17 protein-coding genes are annotated in these 16,915 nt (G+C 58.3%); 9 read left to right on the top strand and 8 right to left on the bottom strand.

Going from position 1 to position 16,915, the window contains the following annotated elements:
- Window positions 1–12: 12 nt before the first annotated feature.
- Window positions 13–867: a substrate-binding periplasmic protein gene (locus tag B150_RS0110195; protein ID WP_020399820.1), complete on the bottom strand. Its 855-nt coding sequence runs from the start codon at window positions 865–867 to the stop codon at window positions 13–15.
- A 192-nt stretch (window positions 868–1,059) separates the two neighbouring features.
- Between B150_RS0110195 and B150_RS0110190 the strand changes: the two genes are divergently transcribed.
- The 6 genes from B150_RS0110190 to B150_RS0110165 all read left to right on the top strand — a co-directional run bounded on the left by B150_RS0110190 (window position 1,060) and on the right by B150_RS0110165 (window position 7,147).
- Window positions 1,060–2,034 carry a patatin-like phospholipase family protein gene (locus B150_RS0110190; RefSeq protein WP_162139685.1) on the top strand — a complete coding sequence of 325 codons (975 nt, stop codon included), beginning with the start codon at window positions 1,060–1,062 and terminating at the stop codon, window positions 2,032–2,034.
- 68 nt (window positions 2,035–2,102) lie between these two features.
- Window positions 2,103–2,906 (top strand): aminoglycoside 3-N-acetyltransferase, encoded by an 804-nt coding sequence (aac(3), locus tag B150_RS20525; protein ID WP_040565393.1) that lies wholly within the window; start codon window positions 2,103–2,105, stop codon window positions 2,904–2,906.
- Between the two features lie 178 nt (window positions 2,907–3,084).
- The gene (locus B150_RS0110180) at window positions 3,085–3,657 is read left to right on the top strand and encodes a helix-turn-helix domain-containing protein (RefSeq protein WP_020399817.1); all 573 of its coding nucleotides are present in this window, start codon (window positions 3,085–3,087) and stop codon (window positions 3,655–3,657) included.
- A gap of 142 nt (window positions 3,658–3,799) precedes the next feature.
- Entirely contained in the window at window positions 3,800–4,996 is a 1,197-nt protein-coding gene (locus B150_RS0110175; RefSeq protein ID WP_020399816.1) for a glycine C-acetyltransferase, read from the top strand.
- Window positions 4,997–5,033: 37 nt separating this feature from the next.
- Complete coding sequence (gene tdh / locus B150_RS0110170) at window positions 5,034–6,062, top strand: L-threonine 3-dehydrogenase (protein WP_020399815.1); 1,029 nt, start codon at window positions 5,034–5,036, stop codon at window positions 6,060–6,062.
- Between the two features lie 116 nt (window positions 6,063–6,178).
- Window positions 6,179–7,147: a DMT family transporter gene (locus B150_RS0110165; RefSeq protein WP_020399814.1), complete on the top strand. Its 969-nt coding sequence runs from the start codon at window positions 6,179–6,181 to the stop codon at window positions 7,145–7,147.
- On the opposite strand, the gene trmB is transcribed toward B150_RS0110165, so the two are convergent.
- Window positions 7,077–7,760, bottom strand: a complete 684-nt coding sequence (gene trmB / locus B150_RS23015) for a tRNA (guanine(46)-N(7))-methyltransferase TrmB (RefSeq protein ID WP_081611426.1) — start codon at window positions 7,758–7,760, stop codon at window positions 7,077–7,079. The two genes, B150_RS0110165 and trmB, sit on opposite strands and share 71 nt — an antisense overlap.
- Window positions 7,761–8,188: 428 nt before the next feature.
- Between trmB and B150_RS22380 the strand changes: the two genes are divergently transcribed.
- A complete protein-coding gene (locus tag B150_RS22380) occupies window positions 8,189–8,788 on the top strand; it encodes a transglutaminase-like cysteine peptidase (protein ID WP_202899428.1) in 600 nt (199 codons plus the stop codon).
- Between the two features lie 24 nt (window positions 8,789–8,812).
- Here the strand turns inward: B150_RS22380 and B150_RS0110145 are convergent, their stop codons facing one another.
- The 5 genes from B150_RS0110145 to B150_RS0110125 form a co-directional block, all read right to left on the bottom strand.
- The gene (locus B150_RS0110145; RefSeq protein WP_020399810.1) at window positions 8,813–9,283 is read right to left on the bottom strand and encodes an aminoacyl-tRNA deacylase; all 471 of its coding nucleotides are present in this window, start codon (window positions 9,281–9,283) and stop codon (window positions 8,813–8,815) included.
- Between the two features lie 101 nt (window positions 9,284–9,384).
- Window positions 9,385–11,076 carry an amidohydrolase gene (locus B150_RS0110140; protein WP_020399809.1) on the bottom strand — a complete coding sequence of 564 codons (1,692 nt, stop codon included), beginning with the start codon at window positions 11,074–11,076 and terminating at the stop codon, window positions 9,385–9,387.
- Between the two features lie 31 nt (window positions 11,077–11,107).
- A complete protein-coding gene (trhA, locus tag B150_RS0110135; RefSeq protein WP_020399808.1) occupies window positions 11,108–11,791 on the bottom strand; it encodes a PAQR family membrane homeostasis protein TrhA in 684 nt (227 codons plus the stop codon).
- A gap of 66 nt (window positions 11,792–11,857) precedes the next feature.
- Window positions 11,858–13,012 carry an alpha-hydroxy acid oxidase gene (locus tag B150_RS0110130; RefSeq protein ID WP_020399807.1) on the bottom strand — a complete coding sequence of 385 codons (1,155 nt, stop codon included), beginning with the start codon at window positions 13,010–13,012 and terminating at the stop codon, window positions 11,858–11,860.
- 114 nt (window positions 13,013–13,126) lie between these two features.
- Entirely contained in the window at window positions 13,127–13,573 is a 447-nt protein-coding gene (locus B150_RS0110125; protein ID WP_162139684.1) for a tetratricopeptide repeat protein, read from the bottom strand.
- A gap of 184 nt (window positions 13,574–13,757) precedes the next feature.
- Here B150_RS0110125 and B150_RS0110120 point away from each other — a divergent pair, with 184 nt between their 5' ends.
- Complete coding sequence (locus tag B150_RS0110120; protein ID WP_020399805.1) at window positions 13,758–14,678, top strand: LysR family transcriptional regulator; 921 nt, start codon at window positions 13,758–13,760, stop codon at window positions 14,676–14,678.
- Window positions 14,679–14,682: 4 nt separating this feature from the next.
- Window positions 14,683–15,375, top strand: coding sequence for a transporter substrate-binding domain-containing protein (locus B150_RS20515; protein WP_020399804.1), 693 nt, complete (start codon window positions 14,683–14,685; stop codon window positions 15,373–15,375).
- On the opposite strand, the gene B150_RS20510 is transcribed toward B150_RS20515, so the two are convergent.
- Window positions 15,376–16,641 (bottom strand): MFS transporter, encoded by a 1,266-nt coding sequence (locus B150_RS20510; protein WP_020399803.1) that lies wholly within the window; start codon window positions 16,639–16,641, stop codon window positions 15,376–15,378. It abuts the gene before it with no gap.
- Window positions 16,642–16,915 lie beyond the last annotated feature (274 nt).

Below are 16,915 nucleotides of genomic sequence, written 5' to 3'. Positions count from 1 at the left end.
GCCCCCGTCTTTTCATTCTTCCACTGCGCGTACGCTCTCGCCGCCGCAATGCTCATCAATGCCTTCTGTCAGCACATCCATGCCGCAATAGGGTTTAGACCCAAATACAGGAAGCCCCCCGTCTTGCACAAGGCTTTCGTAAGCCTGCCGCATACGCGCGACAACTGCCGGGTCGGTTTGCGGGCTGAAGGCCATATGGGGTTCAGCATCAAGCGCCCAGCCGTAGGGCACCACGCTGCCCGGTGCAATATCGCCAGAGCGCACATGTGCCGCCACATTGACAGCGGAGGTAAGCACAAGGTCTACCCGCCCGTAGAGCAGCTGTTTGAACCCAAGCTGGATATCATACACCGCAGAAATTTCCGGGAAATCACGATCGTGCAGGAAGGCCATCATGGCGCTGTCCTGGCTTGTGGCGATGCGGAAGGCTTTGGCGTCCTCGGCACTGTTGAGCTTGATGTCTTCCCGGCCCTTGTTGCCGAAGAAATACATTTTGTCACCTTCCATCACCTGGCCGACAAACTGGAATATTTTCTCGCGCGCCGGGGTTTTGACCATGGCGTAAATCAGCAGGTTCTTGCGTTCCTGCGCCATGCGGTAGGCACGCGGCCACGGGTATAACTCAATGTCATAGTCAAAGCCCGCACGCGCCAGCACCTTGCGCACCGTCTCGGTCGCGCGGCCACGAACCACACCATCCTCTTCATAGGAATAGGGATACCAGCTTTCGGCGATCACCTGGAGGCGCGGCATCCCGGCGCTGTCGTCAGCGCTTGCCGGGCCGCATGCTGCAGCCAAAACACTCCAAAGAGCCAAAGCAGCACAGGCAAGCCGTGCCGCCGGGCGTTTCGCCGCGAAGGGCTGCATAAATCTAGCTCCGATCCCCCACCGTTAAAAACGGTCCGTCACGAACTATAAGCATATGATTTTTAAGATGCAATTCCAGCGGCTGCAAAAAATGCAAATTTGGGAAAACATCCCGCGCATAACTTTAGATATGCCAAATACACGTAATAAGGTATTCTTTGTCGCCAACCATTTTCTGAGGGGGAGATGACCATGCCACAGTTTGACCGTGCGCTCGTGCTGTCGGGCGGTAATGTGAAGGGGGCCTATCAGGCGGGTGCTGTCAAAGCACTCTTGAACCACACTTTCCCTGACGGCTCCCGTTTTGAACCCAATGCCATTTATGGTGTTTCGGTCGGCTCGCTCAACGGCGGTTTCCTCGCCGACCGTGCCGGGCGCGCAGTGAGAGCGGGCCAAGCGCCGGACTGGCCCGCCATCGGGCAGGAGCTGGAAAATTTCTGGACAGACAATATCACCAGTTTCAAATCCATCGGCAAAAAGCGCGGCACGCTGAGCCTGCTCTCCAGCGTGCTGTTCGGCAAGTTTGATGGCCTCACCACCATGGACGGCGCGGCTGCGCTGGCGCGCGCCAATATCGATCCCGATAACCTGCGTGAAAGCCCGGCCTATTATACCTGCGGCGTCACCAATATGGCGACGGGGGACTATTTTGATGCCGATGTCGGCACCTTCGGTAATAACATCCTCGACTATGTCATCGCCTCCACGCGGGAGCCGGTATCCATGCCGCTGATGTGGATTGGCGACATGCCGATGGCGGATGGCGGCGTGCGCTCCATTGCGCCCCTCAAGCCCGCCATCAAGCGCGGCGCCAAGAACCTTGTGGTCATCGCCATGAAGCCCGAGCAGCTTGAGCCTGAGTATGCGCGCAAAAACTTCCAGAGCATCCTCAAGCTTCTCAAGCGCACCATCAGCACGCTCACGTCCGAGATCATGAACAATGACCTTGAGGAAGTGAAAAAGGTGAACCGTGCCTGCAAGCTGGGCGGTAATGAACTACTGGCGGCGGGTAAACATATCGTCGAGTTTATCGAGGTACGCCCCGAAGACCGCCTGCCCATTGATGTGACCGACTTTGACAGTGTGGATATCGCCAACCTCATCGCCATGGGCGAAGCGGAAGCCAAAGCGGCGCTGGCAGCCGGCTGGCAAACCGGCGCGGACTGACGGCCTTGTGATTTTGGTGGTCCGCAGCGCGCCCCTATCATGCGGCCAAAAGCATGAAGGGCGGCGCCGTGATCACTGTTGAAAAGCTTACTCACCAACTCCGCACCCTTGGGCTGGCGGCAGGCGACACCGTGATGGTGCACGCCAGCCTGCGGGCGCTCGGCCCTGTAGAAGGTGGCGCGGACGGTGTAATGGCGGCGCTTCTCGCCTCGGTCGCGCCGGGCGGTACCGTCATGGCCATGGTCTCGTGGGCGCACTCGCCATACGAGGAAACCTTGAACGGCAAGCAGATGAGCACTGAGGAGCAGGACGCCTGGCCTGCCTTTGATCCCAAAACCGCACCGCCCGAACCGGAATACGGCGTGCTCAATTCAGCCCTCCTCCGCGTGGCTGGCGTGGAGCGCAGCAACCACCCCGACAGTTCCATGGCCGCGGTTGGCCCTCATGCCGCATACCTCACCCACCCACACCCGAAGGACGACGCCTATGGCCCCGGCTCACCGCTTGAGCGGCTAGTGAACATGGGCGGCAAAGTGCTGCTCCTCGGTGCACCGCTTGATGCTGTTACCGTGCTCCACTATGCCGAAGCGCTGGCGGACATCCCGAACAAGCGCCGGGTCACTTATGAGGTGCCGGTGCTGGACGCTAAAGGCCGCAAGGTCTGGCAGCAGGTTTCGGAATGGGATTCGAACGGCATCCTCGACTGTTATGCGGCGGAGGACGGCATGGACGCGGTTGAGCAAATCGCCCGTGATTATGTGGCTGATGGCAGGCACCGGGAAGGGGTGACGGGCGCGACAAAATCCCATTTATTTGAAGCCGCCGATATTGTAAAATACGGCGTCCGCTGGCTTGAAAAACGCCACGGATAGCGGCGCGTAAAAACCCGCACAAACACCGCGCAGTTTCCGCGCATATCCCGCACAGATTTTGCACACTTCCCGCGCAAAGCCCGCACACTTTCCGCACACTCCTTGCACAGTTTTCCGCCCTTTACCTCGCGCAAAAATTCAATATAGTGAACGCCATCCTTAATCACACAGGTGAAACATGGCACGCGGCTCCCTCCCCGACGTGGGACAGAAAATCAAAGCCCTCAGGACTGAGCGCAAGCTGACGCTTGATGGGCTTGCGAAGGCATCCGGTGTGTCCAAGTCCATGCTGTCGCAGATTGAGCGCGGGCTAACGAACCCCACCCTCGCCACAATCTGGAGCCTGACCCAAAGCCTCGGTATTGATATTTCGAGTCTTCTCGGCGAAGCCGGGAATGGCGCCGATAAAGCGCCCGCGCTCGAAATTGTGAAGTCGTACCAGACGCCTGAAATCCAAAGCGCGGACGGTAAATGCACGCTCCGCATCCTTGGCCCCATTGACCTTGTCTCGCATACGGAATGGTATGATATGAGGCTTGAAGCTGGCGGCAAGTTGAACTCGGACGGCCACGGCAGCGGCACGGTTGAACACCTGACGGTGCTTGAAGGCAGCCTGTGGGTGAAAAACGGCGGCGCCAAACGCCAGCTCGAGGTGGGCGACACTGCCCGCTATGAGGCCGATGTGCCGCATGTGATTGAAAACAAGGGCGACAGCCCGGCGCGCGCGCTGATGATGGTCATCACGCCCTAAGCGCACAATATGGCGGAAAATTTCCGCACAAGAACACCATATTGAACAAAAGTGCAGTATATTGAATTTCTCGCTGGAAATCGGACTGATTTTTGATATGCTCCCGGCACTTTGAAAGACCGACCCCAAGGAGGACACCCGTATGAGCGACCGCTACACAACATACCTTCAGGAACAACTCGCTGAAGTGAAGGAAGCGGGCCTTTATAAAAGTGAACGGGTGATCACCACGCCGCAATCCGCCGCTGTTCATGTGGCAGGTGCGGGCGATACGGACTATATAAACTTCTGCGCAAACAACTACTTGGGCCTCTCGAACGACCATATTCTGGTGGAAACAGCCAAGGAAGCCTTGGACAAACATGGCTACGGCATGTCGTCCGTGCGCTTCATCTGCGGCACGCAGGATGTCCATAAGGAGCTTGAAGCCAAGCTCGCCAAGTTCCTGAAAACAGAGGATGTCATCCTTTACCCGAGCTGCTTTGACGCCAACGCCGGACTTTTCGAGACGCTACTCGGCCCGGAAGATGCGATTATCTCCGACGCGCTCAACCACGCCAGCATCATTGACGGCGTAAGGCTTTGTAAAGCCCAGCGTTTCCGCTATGCCAACAACAATATGGCGGAGCTTGAGCAGTGCCTGAAGGATGCTCAGGGCGCGCGTTTCCGCCTGATCGCCACGGACGGTGTCTTCTCGATGGATGGTATCCTCGCGAACCTCCCCGCCATCTGTGATCTGGCTGAAAAATACGACGCCATGGTCATGGTGGACGATAGCCATGCCGTTGGTTTCATTGGTGAAACTGGCGCTGGCACGCCTGAGCACTTCGGCGTGCAGGACCGTGTTCACATCATTACCGGCACGCTTGGCAAGGCGCTTGGCGGCGCCTCGGGTGGTTATACCGCAGCATCGAAGGAAGTGGTGGATTGGCTCAGGCAGCGTTCGCGCCCTTACCTCTTCTCCAACACCCTTGCGCCGGTGATTGCAGCGACGTCTATCAAGGTGCTGGAGCTGTTGGAACAGGGGTCTGATCTCCGTGACCGTGTGCATGCAAACGCGGCCCAATTCCGCGAAGGCATGGAAAAACAAGGTTTTACGCTTGCGGGCGCTGGCCATCCGATCATCCCGGTGATGCTGGGTGATGCGGCACTTGCCGCCCAGATGGCAGAAAAACTGTTGGCGGAAGGCATCTTCGTGATCGGCTTCTCCTTCCCGGTTGTGCCGAAGGGCCAGGCCCGTATCCGCACGCAGATGTCTGCCGCGCACACACCAGAACAAATCGACCGCGCCGTCGAGGCCTTTGGCCGCATTGGGCGCGAACTCGGCGTGATTAAATAATCCGCCACTTGAGGGACCCTCTAAGGGACAAAGAGCCATGAAAGCACTTGTAAAAGCAAAAGCAGAGACCGGTATCTGGATGGAAGATGTGCCCATGCCGGAAGTGGGCCACAACGACGTGCTCGTGAAGGTCAAGAAAACCGCCATCTGCGGCACCGACGTCCACATCTACAACTGGGACAAATGGGCCCAGGACACCATCCCGGTGCCGATGCATGTGGGCCATGAATTCTCGGGTGAGATTGTTGAGCTTGGCTCTGAGGTCAAGGGCCTTACCATTGGCCAGCGGGTGTCGGCTGAAGGCCACATCACCTGCGGTCACTGCCGCAACTGCCGCGCGGGCCAGCGTCACCTGTGCCGCAACACCGAAGGCATTGGCGTGAACCGCGCCGGCGCGTTTGCTGAATACATCTCTGTGCCTGCAGTCAACATCTGCCCGCTGCCGGACGGGGTGTCGGACGAACTTGGTGCCATCCTCGACCCGCTCGGTAACGCCACGCACACCGCGCTGTCGTTTGACCTTGTCGGCGAAGATGTGCTGATCACCGGCGCCGGTCCCATCGGCATCATGGCTGTCGCCATTGCCCGCCGTGTGGGGGCCCGCAACGTAGTGATCACCGATGTGAACGACTTCCGCCTCGACCTCGCGAAGAAGATGGGCGCAACGCGCGCCGTGAACGTCACGCGCGAGAGCCTGCGTGACACCATGGCGGACCTCGACATGCACGAAGGTTTTGACGTGGGCCTCGAGATGTCCGGCGTGCCGCAGGCGTTCGGTAACATGCTTGAGACCATCAACCACGGCGGCAAGCTCGCCCTCCTCGGCATTCTGCCCGAAGGCACCGGCATCAACTGGAACCATGTGATCTTCAAGGGCCTGCAGGTGCACGGCATCTATGGCCGCCGCATGTTCGAGACTTGGTACAAGATGATCGCGATGCTCGAGAGCGGCCTCGACATGAGCCCGATCCTCACGCACCGCTTCGGTGCGGACGACTTCCAGAAGGGCTTTGACATCATGCGTTCGGGCCAATCCGGCAAGGTCATCCTCCATTGGGCTGCATGAGCAGCGAAAAACTAAACCATGGGCGGCTTGACGGCCGCCCCTGCCCCGCCTAAGAGAAAGTCAGCAAAACATATCAACTGGCGGACCGCCGATTTTCTCACCATGCGAGGCCCAACATGCATGACTATCCGCCGGGCGCCTTCCTCAAAGGCCTGATCCTCGTTTCCACCACTGTTATCTTCTGGGGCATCCTGCCGGTTGCGCTGGTGTTTGCGCTTTCGGAACAGGACGGCACCACCATCACCTGGTTCCGTTTTCTGGTAGCCGCAATCGTGTGCACAGCCTATCAGGGCTGGAAAGGTCGGCTTGGTGAATTCACCCGCCTTAGCCTCAGGGACTGGGGCTGGCTAATCCTCGCCGCCATCTTCCTGATCGGCGATTATCTGCTGTATATCTATGGCCTCACCTATATTGACCCATCGGCCATGCAGGTATTCTCGCAAACCACACCACTTTTCATGGCGCTCGGCGGCATCATCTTCTTCAAGGAGAAGCTGACAAAACTGCAGGGCCTGTGTTTTGTGGCACTTTTTGTCGGACTTGGCATGTTCTTCAACTCCGCCATCGGCAACTTCGAGATGGGGGAGACCAATTTCATCATCGGCGCTATCCTTGCCGTGGTCGCGTCCTTCATCTGGGCGCTTTATGCCATGCTGCAAAAGCTGCTGGCGGACCGGCTGTCTGCCATGAACATCCTGCTGTTCATCTATATCGCCGCGGTCTTCTGCCTGTTTCCGAAAGCCGAACTGGAGAGCTTCAAAGCGCTCACCGGGGCCGACTGGGGCATCCTGATGTTCTGTGCCTTCAACACACTGGTGGCCTATAACGCCTTCTCGGAAAGCCTGAAATACTGGCCGACCACACACATCAGCTCGGTCATTGCCATCACGCCGCTTGCAACTATTGTCGCGAGTTATGTGGGCAGCCGCCTGTGGCCGGATACGGTGCTGTTTGCGTCTGTCAACATGGTTGGCTGGGCCGGTGTTGTGCTCACGCTCGTAGCGATGGTAGCGTTCAACTTCCGCCGCAAACCGCCGGTGCTCGGCCAAGTTCGGCCACGAGCTGCCAGAGCGGCTGGCCGCTAGCCTTATACTTGGCTTCAAACGGTGTGATGGGGTCCGCCGCTTCATAGGCGGTAAGCGTCCCCTCATGCCCCGCAAGCGCAAGGGCCGCCGCAAACTCCTCCAGATACAGTTTCCAGTTCGAGCGAAGCTCCAACCGCCCACCGAGGGCCACGATATCGCGGAACACCGGTGCCCCGTGCCAGCGGCGCTTGAGGTGCTCGGACTTCGGCCATGGATTGGGATAGAGAATATAATGCCGTTCCGGCCGCCAATGCCCCTGATGCGCGAGGCGAAAAAAATCATTCAGGTCTGCCCGCACGAGGAACAGGTTCTCAGGCTCACCGCCCTCCCGCTCCCGCGTGATGCGGCTTTCGGACTTGTCGACGCCAATGATGCAATAGTCCGGGAACTGGCGCGCGAGGGCTCGGCTACTGTCCCCAACCCCGCAGCATGAATCGAGAATAAGCGGGCGACCGCTTGCGCCAAGGAATGCACAGGCAGAATCAAAAGCAGCCTGGGTGTGCTCACTCACCGGCTTCAAGAACGGGTTATCCAGATGCCGCCGGACCGTTTTTTCCAGATTTGGGTGCACACCATCCTGGTTGGTGAAAATTTTTTTTGAGTTCGCTTTCACGTCATTTTCCCGGTTTTGAAACACGCCACAGCCAAATCCGCCCCCCTGAAAAGCATCAAAAAGTGACCCATATCGGGAATACAACTTTTTAACCCTTTGAAATATAAAACAAAATAACCCCGAAAACTCAACTCAAATTTGTGTGGGTATTTATGTCAATTTGAAGTGAGTTTTACCCAAAACGCCTAAATATTTCAGCGATTTATCATAAAAAATGGCCTTTAAAACCTTGTTAAGGCCCTCCGCACAAAAGATTGCATCCAGATTTTCGCGATTCTTTCCACGCGAAGGCAGTGACGGGTTTTCTGGATCCGTCATGCGAGGAAAGGAGAAGGTTTCGGCTTCAGCCGGAGACGCAAATCCCATCAGGCAGAAACATGTTTTATCGCACCGGTTGTATTGCGGTGTTTGGAACGGGAGTTGATGCCGTGATTGCTACATTTAAATATCTTTTTCTCGCTTTTACCCTGTCTGCCTGCATGGGCGCTGAAGGCGCTGGCCCGTGGCCGCTGTCTGGCCCTATGCCACAAGGGGAACGTGTGCCCGGCCCGAAAGCCTTTGAGCTTTACTGCGCTGAAAACCCGGCCGACTGCACGGTGCCGAGTAACCCCACCTTCAAACACGCGCTTGGCCGCATCGATTTTGAGCTGCGCCAGATTATTGAACCAACCGAGGAAGCCCCTGGCAGCGACGTTTGGCAGCGCCTTGATGAAGCCGGGCCCGGCGACTGTGAGGATTTTGCGCTCACCTTCCGCCACCGCCTGCGCCAGATGTACCCGGCATTTTCCGCCGCATTCCGTATTGCCACAGCCTACACGGAAGAAGGTCAGTATCATGCCGTCCTGTCAGTGGAGACAACGGCGGGCACCTTTGTGTGCGATATTCGCTTCCCAACCTGTCGCACATGGGAATCCCTTCCCTACCAGTGGCGCATGCGCGAAATTGCCGGCAGCACCACGTGGGAAGTGTTTGACGATGAAAGCATCCAGACCGCAACGGCTGCCATTCGTAAGCGCGGCAGGCGCTGATATACCTGCCGCGCTTAACCGTGTTTAGTGTGGCCGGGAAATGGACGCCAGCTCGGCCTTGGCGGTGAGCCGGGCGAAATCCCGCCGCGCCAGATGCACAAGACTCCTGTGGTCACCAGCTTCCATATAGATCTCGTCATAGTCTGTCAGGTTGCTGTCGATAATCATGGGGATGCCATAGGCTTCGGCGCACGCGGGCACCGCACCGGGGTCACAGTCTGCGAATATCTCCCGCGCCTCGTCTTCGCTGGCGAGGCCAAGGCGTTCCTGCCGCATGTGGCTGAGCTCAGCAAGGTCCACCCGCCTGTTTGCTGGCACGACAGCGACAAGGTAGCCGGAATCGGATTTCAGCAGCACGCCTTTGGCGAAGCTGTTGCCTGAGATGTGCGCGGCTTGGGCAATGCGGGTTGCCACCACTTCGCGCTCATGGGGCATCAGGTCATAGGGAATGCCGCAGCTATCCATATGGCGTTGCAGCATGGGGGCAATGGTCATCGAAACCTCCTTTGGTCACAGCGAAGCTGTCCTCATATGGGCATGGAGGTATGAGGATGGATTGAGCGGGAACTATAACATTCCCGCCTGAATTTGGAAAATCACGGCTGCTTGACTGCCTGACGCGGCGGCAACTCATACATGGTTTTACCGCCCACCACTGTGCGCAGTACCTTGTTCTGATCCAGCTTTTCCGCCTTCATCTCAAAAGGATCATATGCAAGCACAACAAAGTCCGCGAGGTAACCGGGCTTGAGGATACCTAGCCTGTCTTCCTGATAGCCTGCAAAGGCATTCTCCGCCGTGTAGGCCTTGAGGGCCTGCACAACCGATACCTTTTCATCCGCGATCCAACCGTCCGGATTCTTGCCGTCAAGCGTGCGGCGGGTGACGGCGGCATAAATGCCAAGAAGTGGCTTGAGCGGCGCGACCGACCAGTCAGACCCGAAGGTGACATGCGCCCCCGCTTTCATGACAGAGCCAAGTGCATAGGTGCCCTTCAGTCGCGCCTTGCCGATGCGTTTCTCCGCCCAGCGGCCATCATCAATCAGGTGATAGGGGTGCATGGAGGCGATCACGCCAAGGTCATCAAAACGCTCAATCGCGGCAGCGGTCAGGTGCTGGGCGTGTTCGATACGGAAGCGCAAGTCCTCGCGCGCGACCTTGCCCTCAACGCGTTCAAAAATATCAAGAAGCTTGTCATTGGCCTGATAGCCGATGGCATGCACGGTGACATGCAGGCCCGCCTCAGCGGCGCCCAGCACGTCCGCCTCCAGTTCTGGAAGGTCGGCGACCGGGAAACCGCTAGTATCTGGCTCGTCCGTATAGGGCTCGTAGAACCACGCCGTGGTGGAGCCGAGTGAGCCGTCGACAAACCCCTTGAGCGCACCCCAGCGCAGCCAGTCATCGCCCCGGCCATTTTCCTTCACATAGGCGGCCATGCGCTCCCACTCCGCAAGCGGGGTGAAGGAATAGACGCGGATGGACATCTCACCCTTCGCGCGCAGGCGCTGGAATGTCTCGAGTGAACGCCAGTTGTAACCCATATCATGCACCTGTGTGACGCCGTTCTCGACCGCGTGGCGCATACCGCGCAGGAATGCTTCCTCCATCGCGGCATCGGAAAGCGGGGGAATAACTGCAAACACAAGGTTGGCCGCATTGTCCTTCAGCACACCGGTGGCGCGGCCAGCCTCATCGCGTACGATCACGCCGCCCTCGGGGTCCGGCGTATCAGCATCGATGTCCGCAAGCTCAAGCGCGGCGGTGTTGGCGAGGATCATATGCCCATCAAGGCGGGAAACAGCGACCGGCACGTCGCCTGTAAGCTCATCAACCCACGCACGGTCCGGCAGTTCACCGCCCCATAGCTCGTGGTCCCATGAACCCTCGACAATCCATGCGCCCTCAGACGCGGCTTTTGCGGCCTCGCCGATACGGCGGGCGAACTCTTGCGGTGTGGCGGCGTCGCGGAGTTGCACTTGCGCAAGCCCAACCGAGCCCATTTCAAAATGCACATGGTTGTCCATCATGCCGGGCATGAGGAACCTGCCATTCAGTAGGATGGTTTCCGTATCGGGACCCATATGGGCCGCCATGTCTTCCGCGCGGCCCACCGCAAGGATGCGGTCGCCTTTGACGGCAATGGCTTCGGCGTCGACCGCATCGCTGCGCCCGGTCCAGATTTTGCCGCCGGTATAGACCTGATCGGCGACCTCAGCAGCGAAGCTGGCGGCTGACAGGGCTGTGGCAAAGAGAGTGGCGGTCGCCAGACGGCGAAAGAGCGGTTTCATGTGCAATGGTCCCCCCGGACAAATGCCATGCCTAGCTGAGCGCGCTCCCCGGCTGCATGACATAAACATAGATGGTGATGAAGTGGCACGCGCTGCCGGCCATGACAAACACGTGCCAGATGGTGTGCGTATACGGCACACGCTTGAGCGCATAAAAAAGCGCGCCAACGGTGTAACAAAGACCACCGGCGATCAGCCACCAGATGGCGGCTGTCGGCAGCCGGTCCATCAACTCGCCAATCATCAGCACACCAGCCCACCCCATACCGAGGTATAGCAGCAGGGAAACAGGGCTGAACTTGCGTGCGGACTTTTTGATAAAACCCCGAAACTTGAGCGCAGTGCCGAGTATGGCAGCGCCCCACGCCCCAATCATCACCCAGATGCCCGCTGTTGTGGGCAAAGTGATAAGGGCAAAGGGTGTGTAGGCACCCGCGATCTTGAAATAGATGGAGCTATGGTCAAGCATCTTCAGAAACGGCGTGAAGCGTGAGCGGAAAAAGCTGTGATAAAGTGTGGAGCAGACATACATGACCACCATGCAGCCGCCATATAGAAGCGCTGCCGCCATGACACTGACACCGCCAATTTCCGCCGCTTTCAGGATCAGGAAAACAAGGCCAACAGCCGCAAGAACCGCAGCCACACCGTGGGTGATGGCATGCCAGGCTTCTTCTGTCGGGCTATAGTCGCGGATGGGTTTGGCGATAGACACGTCTGTACTCTCCAGTTTGTTCTGCGGCGACTATAGCAGAAAAGCGCCCAATTTCCCTAGCGCCCTTTACCGGCCCATAACCCGGCGCACATGATGGGGGCCAATGTCAGCGATGTTGCGGCACCCGAGCAGCAGCAAGTCGCGCCTCAGTGCATGGAGCAGAAGGCCGAGCACGCGGGACACACCCTTCTCCCCACCTGATGCCAGCCCGAACAGGTATGGCCGCCCAAAGGAGACCGCATCCGCCCCCAGCGCCAGTGCCTTCAGCACATGCACCGCGCGGCGTACACCACCATCGAGGATCAGTTCCATGCTATTGCCAACCGCGTCGCGCATGGGGGCTATACAGTCCAAGGGGGCTGGCACGCTGTCAAGCTGCCGCCCGCCGTGGGTCGATATCATCACCGCTGTGGCACCCGCATCGCGCGCACGCACGGCGTCTGCCGCGGACAGAATACCCTTGATGGCAAAAGGCCCACCCCAGGCTTTGGCAATGGTTTCCGCGTCATTCCAGCCGATGTCACCATCAATCTGGCTATTGATATACTGGATTACACCGAGCGTACCGTCCTTCAGGCCGTCTTGCCGGTGCACCACGTTCGCGAGCTGGAAATCCGGGTAACGCAGTAGATTGAGCGACCATTTCGGGTGCGCAACAAAGCTCATGAGGCTCGATAGCGTGAATTTGGGCGGCATGGTCAGGCCGGTGCGAGCGTCCCGCTCCCGCCCGCCGGCCACCGGCACATCCACGGTCAGGCAAAGGGAAGTATAGCCCGCCGCCTTCGCACGCTCGACAAACTCAAGCGTCAGGCCACGGTCCTTGTGGATGTAAATCTGGAACATCTTGGGGCCGGCTTTCGCCGCCGCAATCTCCTCGATACTGGTGGTACCGAGGGTGGAGAGTGAGTACATCAGCCCCGCCTTCTCCGCCGCGCGGGCGACCCCCAGTTCTTTCTCGTGGTGAAAAAGCCGGTTCATGCCGGTAGGGGAGAGGATGATGGGGGCTGCCATCTCGGCACCCAGCACCTTGGTGCTCAGGTCCACATCAACGATGTTGCGCAGGTATTCGGGCACCAGTTCATAATCATCGAACACATCGGTGGACCGGCTGAGGGTCCATTCGTCCCCGGCGGCGCCGTCAATATAGTGGAACATGGGCGACGGCAGCGCGCGTTTGGCGGCTTGCCGAAAATCCTCATACGTCAAAAGCTTGCGGCCCATAGGCACCTCCCCATTGCGGGAACGGTAGCGCCGCCTATGTTTGCTGGCAATTCCAAAAAGAAAATGGGCTGGCCAAGGGGTTCGGTGGCCAGCCCATAAGCGCATGTCTGAAGGTTAGCTTTGTGCGTTACACCGCGCTTCAAACGTGCCACTTACCTGTGACGGGCTGATATCATTGGCCCGGCAATAATCTTCAATCGCGCCTTCATGGTTACCGAGCGCCGCGCGAGCGTTCCCCCGGTTCACATAGGCTTTCCAGTAGCCATCATCAGCAGCGATGGCTGCATCGCAGGCTTCAACGGCGGCTTCGGCGTTGCCGAGGATATTTTCCACCGCGCAGATTGAATTGAGGGTTACCGTACGCTCCCGCGCTGTGATGTTTTTTTTCACCGCCTTGCGGAAGCTGGTGAGTGCATCCTCAAGCCGCCCTTCCTCAAGGGCTGCGTTACCGCTGGCGATATAGCGGTCCTGCGAAAGGTGGTAAGTTGTGGGGTCTGCCTGCGCTGCCGTAAATCCGGCGCCGATCAGGCCGATGCCAATAAGGGCATACATCCTGTTCATATTCATATCTCCAAGTGTCCTCGCTGTCGTTCGGCGAACGGGATGTGTGAAGATGTCCGCTTAAGACGTGTCTTCATGCATAAAGTTGGGGGAGAGCACACCCCACTCGCCGTGTGTCTTTATTTTTGCACTGATCTGCCGTACAACAAGTTATGAAAAGGTGCTAAATACATGAGTGAAATTCATGAATAATCGTCTTCTGAAGTTGGCGCAGGCTGCGCCCTATCTTGCTGCCATGCATGAAGCACGCAGCTTCACCAAAGCTGCCGACCTCATGAATGTGCACCAGACGGCGGTAAGCCACCGCATTCGCGCGATTGAAGACCTGATCGGTGTCCAGCTTTTTGAGCGCACCACCAGAACGCTGACCTTCACGACGGCAGGCGAAATTCTGTGCGCCGCCGCTCACGCCAACATCACTGACCTTGAAGCTGCGCTTCTTCGCGTACAGGCTAAAAAGCGGTCCAGCACCATTCGGGTATCGGTGCCGCCGAGCCTTGCGATGAAGTGGATAGTGCCGCTGCTGACGATGGCAAAAACAGCGGGGCTCGATATCTCCGTACAGGCACAAACCCGGCTCGTGGACTTCGCGCGTGACGACGCTGATGTAGGCATTCGTTACGGCCTTGGCCCCTACCCCGGCCTCAGGACCATCCGCCTGAGCCGGTCCTACATGCAGCCGCTCGCGAGCCCAGCCTATATTGAGGCAAACGGCATTGATCTCGCCAAACCATGGGCAAAACCGATCGATATCCTGATGGACCACACAACGGAATCCGACCCCATTCCTTTCGGCTGGGCCGAATTCAAAGCCAGCGAGCCCGCATTTACGCAGAAGATTGAGCCCATCAGCTTGTTTGACCGCACAGACCTAGCGCTGCAGGCGGCCACCGGCGGGCTTGGAGTCGCGCTTGGCCGTACGCTCCTCTATGAGAACGATGTGAAGATGGGCTATCTGGTGCCGCTTGGCGAGCCGAAGCCGGTGGAGCCGTCCGACTGGCTGGTGACCTCTTACGAATTTGCCGAAACGCAGAAGTTCAAGGACTTCACCCGTTGGATCACCGAACAGGTTGAACGCACCATCTGCCTAGAAACCCGGAGCTGACGCCATGTACCGCACCCTTGCTCTTGTGCTTTTCCTCTCGCTGCCCTCTCACGCCGATATGCTGCGTGTTGGCACCACGGGCGATTATCAGCCGGTATCGTGGTGGAACACGGAGACACAGGTGTTTGAAGGGCTCGACATTGAGCTGATCAAGTCTTTCGCCGCCGAGAACGGACACGAGATTACCTTCGTGCGCACCACATGGCCAACCATGATGGCAGACCTGCAAGCCGGTAACTTCAGCATCGCTGTCGGTGGTATCTCAAGCACGCCGGAGCGCGCAAAAGTCGCGCTGATGTCGGACACTATTCATCTTGACGGCAAGGTAGCACTGGTGCGCTGCGGCGAGCAGGAAGCCTATGATAGCCTTGAGGAAATTGACGCGCCCACCGTGCGGGTGGTGGAAAACCCGGGTGGCACCAATGAAAAGTTCGCCCGCGCGACCCTGAAGACGGCAAAGCTCACGGTACTGGCGGACAATCATGAGCCCTTTGATCATCTCAAGGCGGGTAAGGCGGATGTGATGTTCACCGATGCACTTGAAGCCACGTTCAAGGAAGCGGAAGGGGACGGCCTTTGCGCGGTGAATGCGGACACACCCTATACCGAAATCCACAAAGTGTTCTTGTTCGCGCAAGACGAAGGCGCGCTTCGGGACACTTTCAACACATGGCTCGCCGGGAAACAGTGGGACTGATCAGGTATCAGCCTCGCAGCCTTCGCCCTCTGCCTCTGTCTCGGCTCTTGGATCAAGCTCGAACGACGCCGGGCTCACACCCTGGGCAAAAACAAAGTCTGCGCTTTCTTCCGAAGGCGCGGCTGCACGCTGCGTCATGCGGAAAATTGTAAAGGCCGCCAGAAGCGCCGCTGCCACCGCAAGGTGCATGAACAGCCCGTCTGGCCCCAAGATCTGCATCACAATGGTCGCCACCATCGGGCCAACAATCGCGCCAGCCCCATAAAGCAACAGCAAGGACGCGCTCGCGGGCACAAAATCTTCGGGCTCGAGGAAGTCATTGGCGTGGGCGATTACAAGGCCGTAAAGCGGCAGCACAAGCCCCCCCATAAGTGCGCCAAGCAGATAGAGCGCATCACCCGGCGGGAACAGGCCCATTACGGCCACGGTACCGAGCGCGGAAATCGCCACCGCAATACCCGCGATGACAAAACGGCGGTCCATCTTGTCGGACAGACGACCGAAGGGCCACTGCGTCAGCACACCACCACCGACCACAAGGGTCATGAAAATGGCGATCTTGTCGGTCGGCAGCCCCTTGCCTTGCGCGAACACCGCACCGAGCGCCCAGAAAGCACCCGTGATAAGCCCTGCGCCAAAACAGCCCGCAACACCCACCGGCGAGACGCCAAACAAGCGCTTCAAGGTCATGCGGCGCGGCTCGGAGAGTGCGGGTGTCGGCGTCGAGGTCAGGGTGATCGGCACCAACGCGACGGAAATGATCACCGAAACAAAGATGAAAAGGTCATAACCGGATGGTGGCGCCATCATCAGGAACGCCTGCCCTGCCGCCGTGGACGCGAGAATGACGACAAAATAGACCGACAGCACCGTGCCACGGTTGAGGTTCGATGAACGTGCATTGAGCCAGCTTTCTGTCACCAGACAGAGGGCGGCAAAACAAACACCGGTCAGCGCCCGCAGGATCATCCAGCTAATGGGGTCCACGAACACGGCATGGCAAAGCGCAGCGGCGGACGCCAGCGACGCGAAAGCTGAAAACGTACGGATATGCCCCACGCGGGCGACGATACGCGGTGCGAACAGGCTGCCTGTCACAAAGCCCGCATAGTAGCTGGACATCACAAGGCCGATCAGCAGCGTCGGGAAGCCCTCAAGCCCAGCCCTCACACCAAGGAGCGAAGCCTGCAACCCCATGCCGAGATTGAGCGCACCAGCCCCAAGGAGCAGCGCAAAAATCCCGATCAATGTGGCACGCAAGGTCATAATTCCCCTTTACTGACAGCAGCTTGTGGCAAATTCAAGTCTGTCCCTCCTATACCTGAAAAATTTTATCCTGCCCACAGGCAAGAGTGCATCCGCCAAAATTCGTTCCGCTACTGCGCACCAACGGAAAGTAGCGCGGACCAAAAAATTTCAGCCTACATCGACGGCTCCACGATTTCGGCCTGAAAAAGCCCAGCTTTCGTTTAGCGTTTATCTTTTTTTAAACATGATTTCGGATAATACTCCCTTAACGGGTATTTACCATATTTGCGCC

Source organism: Kordiimonas gwangyangensis DSM 19435 = JCM 12864, from assembly GCF_000375545.1.
Lineage (GTDB): Bacteria > Pseudomonadota > Alphaproteobacteria > Sphingomonadales > Kordiimonadaceae > Kordiimonas > Kordiimonas gwangyangensis.
Note: the sequence above shows the minus strand (reverse complement) of the source record. Positions and strands in the feature narration are given on the sequence as shown.

Excerpts from the sequence above, each read along its gene's own strand:
- B150_RS0110130 (WP_020399807.1), bottom strand. The coding sequence starts at position 13,012 with ATGGGCCGCAAGCTTTTGACGTATGAGGATTTTCGGCAAGCCGCCAAA.
- B150_RS0110140 (WP_020399809.1), bottom strand. The coding sequence starts at position 11,076 with ATGAAACCGCTCTTTCGCCGTCTGGCGACCGCCACTCTCTTTGCCACA.
- B150_RS20515 (WP_020399804.1), top strand. The coding sequence starts at position 14,683 with ATGTACCGCACCCTTGCTCTTGTGCTTTTCCTCTCGCTGCCCTCTCAC.
- B150_RS0110120 (WP_020399805.1), top strand. The coding sequence starts at position 13,758 with ATGAATAATCGTCTTCTGAAGTTGGCGCAGGCTGCGCCCTATCTTGCT.
- B150_RS0110165 (WP_020399814.1), top strand. The coding sequence starts at position 6,179 with ATGCATGACTATCCGCCGGGCGCCTTCCTCAAAGGCCTGATCCTCGTT.
- B150_RS0110145 (WP_020399810.1), bottom strand. The coding sequence starts at position 9,283 with ATGACCATTGCCCCCATGCTGCAACGCCATATGGATAGCTGCGGCATT.
- B150_RS0110175 (WP_020399816.1), top strand. The coding sequence starts at position 3,800 with ATGAGCGACCGCTACACAACATACCTTCAGGAACAACTCGCTGAAGTG.
- B150_RS0110195 (WP_020399820.1), bottom strand. The coding sequence starts at position 867 with ATGCAGCCCTTCGCGGCGAAACGCCCGGCGGCACGGCTTGCCTGTGCT.
- tdh (WP_020399815.1), top strand. The coding sequence starts at position 5,034 with ATGAAAGCACTTGTAAAAGCAAAAGCAGAGACCGGTATCTGGATGGAA.
- B150_RS0110180 (WP_020399817.1), top strand. The coding sequence starts at position 3,085 with ATGGCACGCGGCTCCCTCCCCGACGTGGGACAGAAAATCAAAGCCCTC.
- B150_RS20510 (WP_020399803.1), bottom strand. The coding sequence starts at position 16,641 with ATGACCTTGCGTGCCACATTGATCGGGATTTTTGCGCTGCTCCTTGGG.
- B150_RS0110190 (WP_162139685.1), top strand. The coding sequence starts at position 1,060 with ATGCCACAGTTTGACCGTGCGCTCGTGCTGTCGGGCGGTAATGTGAAG.
- B150_RS0110125 (WP_162139684.1), bottom strand. The coding sequence starts at position 13,573 with ATGAACAGGATGTATGCCCTTATTGGCATCGGCCTGATCGGCGCCGGA.